Here is a 2894-nt window from a genome sequence, read left to right as displayed (position 1 = left end):
AAAAAGTTAACGACCATCGCGAGATGGTTGTGCGAGCATATTAGGTAAAAAGCATACAAGCTTATTAAGGGCGTATGGGGAATGCCTAGGCTCTCAGAGGCGAAGAAGGACGTGATAAGCTGCGAAAAGCTGCGGGGATTGGCACATACAAATTGATCCGCAGATATCCGAATGGGGCAACCCACTATATTGAAGATATAGTATCCTTTAAGGAGGCGAACCCGGAGAACTGAAACATCTAAGTACCCGGAGGAAGAGAAAACAAAAGTGATTACGCTAGTAGCGGCGAGCGAACGCGTATTAGCCCAAACCATATAGTTTACGGACTATATGGGGTTGTAGGACCACGATATTCGATGCAGATAGAATTAGAACCCTTTGGAAAGAGGGACCATAGAGGGTGATAGTCCCGTATAGGTAATAAATGTTATTGATAGTGGTATCCTGAGTAGTGCGGGGCACGTGAAACCCTGTATGAATCCGGCGGGACCATCCGCCAAGGCTAAATACTCCTGAGAGACCGATAGTGAACCAGTACCGTGAGGGAAAGGTGAAAAGAACCCTGAACAAGGGAGTGAAATAGATCCTGAAACCATACGCTTACAAGCGGTCGGAGCCCTTTGGGGTGACGGCGTGCCTTTTGCATAATGAGCCTACGAGTTACCGTTACCAGCAAGGTTAAGCACTTCAGGTGTGGAGCCGTAGCGAAAGCGAGTCTGAATAGGGCGCATTAGTTGGTCATGGTAGACGCGAAACCGTGTGATCTACCCTTGGGCAGGTTGAAGCTTTGTTAACCCAAAGTGGAGGACCGAACCCGTTGACGTTGAAAAGTCTTGGGATGACCTGAGGGTAGGGGTGAAAGGCCAATCAAACTCGGAAATAGCTCGTACTCCCCGAAATGCATTTAGGTGCAGCGGTATAATAGTTTTATAGAGGTAGAGCTACTGATTGGATGCGGGGGCTTCACCGCCTACCAATTCCTGACAAACTCCGAATGCTATAAAATGCTTTATATCAGTGAGGGCATGGGTGCTAAGGTCCGTGTCCGAGAGGGAAAGAACCCAGACCATCAGCTAAGGTCCCCAAATATATGTTAAGTTGAAAAAACGCGGTTGAACTGCTTAGACAGCTAGGATGTTGGCTTGGAAGCAGCCATTCATTTAAAGAGTGCGTAACAGCTCACTAGTCGAGCGGTTCGGCATGGATAATAATCGGGCATAAACATATTACCGAAGCTATGGATTTACAACGAGAGTTGTGAGTGGTAGGGGAGCATTGTAACAACGTAGAAGGTGTATTGCGAGGTACATTGGAGTGGTTACAAAAGAAAATGTAGGCATAAGTAACGATAATGCGGGCGAGAAACCCGCACACCGAAAGACCAAGGTTTCCTCAGCTATGCTAATCAGCTGAGGGTTAGTCGGGTCCTAAGGCGAACCCGAAAGGGGTAGTCGATGGCCAAGCAGTTAATATTCTGCTACTTGCCCCACGTTAAAGCGGACGGAGGCGAAAAGTTGGTGCGTACTGACGGAATAGTACGTTGAAGGGAGTGGTAACACCCCGATAGTACACAAAAGCTACGGCCGGCGTGATAATCCAGCGGATCGACTTCCAAGAAAAGCGAGTGGAGGCAACCCGTACCGTAAACCGACACAGGTAGTTGGGATGAGAATTCTAAGGTGCTCGAGAGATTCATGGCTAAGGAACTAGGCAAAATAGGCCCGTAACTTCGGGAGAAGGGTCGCCCACAGCAATGTGGGCCGCAGTGAAAAGGTCCAGGCGACTGTTTATCAAAAACACAGGACTCTGCTAAATCGAAAGATGATGTATAGGGTCTGACACCTGCCCGGTGCCGGAAGGTTAAGAGGAGATGTTAGCTATTGCGAAGCATTGAATTGAAGCCCCGGTAAACGGCGGCCGTAACTATAACGGTCCTAAGGTAGCGAAATTCCTTGTCGGGTAAGTTCCGACCTGCACGAATGGTGCAACGATCTGGACACTGTCTCAGCCATGAGCTCGGTGAAATTGTAGTATCGGTGAAGATGCCGATTACCCGCTACGGGACGAAAAGACCCCGTGCACCTTTACTATAGCTTAGTATTGACTTTGGACAAGTGATGTGTAGGATAGGTGGGAGACATTGAAGCAGCGTCGCCAGGCGTTGTGGAGTCATTGTTGAAATACCACCCTTTACTTGTTTGAAGCCTAACTTCGATAAGAAGGACAGTGCTTGGTGGGTAGTTTGACTGGGGTGGTCGCCTCCAAAAGAGTAACGGAGGCTTCTAAAGGTTCCCTCAGCACGCTTGGTAACCGTGCGTAGAGTGCAATGGCATAAGGGAGCTTGACTGAGAGACCTACAAGTCGATCAGGTACGAAAGTAGAGCATAGTGATCCGGTGGCGCCGCATGGAAGGGCCATCGCTCAAAGGATAAAAGGTACGCCGGGGATAACAGGCTGATCTCCCCCAAGAGCTCACATCGACGGGGGGGTTTGGCACCTCGATGTCGGCTCGTCACATCCTGGGGCTGGAGAAGGTCCCAAGGGTTGGGCTGTTCGCCCATTAAAGTGGCACGCGAGCTGGGTTCAGAACGTCGTGAGACAGTTCGGTCTCTATCTGTAGTGGGCGTTAGAAATTTGAGTGGACCTGACTCTAGTACGAGAGGACCGAGTTGGACCAACCTCTGGTGTATCTGTTGTTCCGCCAGGAGCACTGCAGAGTAGCTACGTTGGGAAGGGATAAGCGCTGAAAGCATATAAGCGCGAAACCCACCACAAGATGAGATTTCTTTAAAGGACCGTGGGAGACGACCACGTTGATAGGCTACAGGTGTAAAGGCAGTAATGTCATAGCCGAGTAGTACTAATAATCCGTATAGCTTGATGCAACGTTCCCC

At 49.5% G+C, this 2894-nt stretch carries 1 rRNA gene; it reads left to right on the top strand.

Annotated elements, in window-relative coordinates:
- Nucleotides 1-52 precede the first annotated feature (52 nt).
- A 23S ribosomal RNA gene (locus L1967_RS22045) occupies nucleotides 53-2885 on the top strand.
- The last annotated feature ends 9 nt before the right edge of the window (nucleotides 2886-2894 follow it).

The organism is Zunongwangia pacifica (genome assembly GCF_023499215.1).
Taxonomy (GTDB): domain Bacteria; phylum Bacteroidota; class Bacteroidia; order Flavobacteriales; family Flavobacteriaceae; genus Zunongwangia; species Zunongwangia pacifica.
This window is presented reverse-complemented; position numbering and strand designations above follow the sequence as displayed.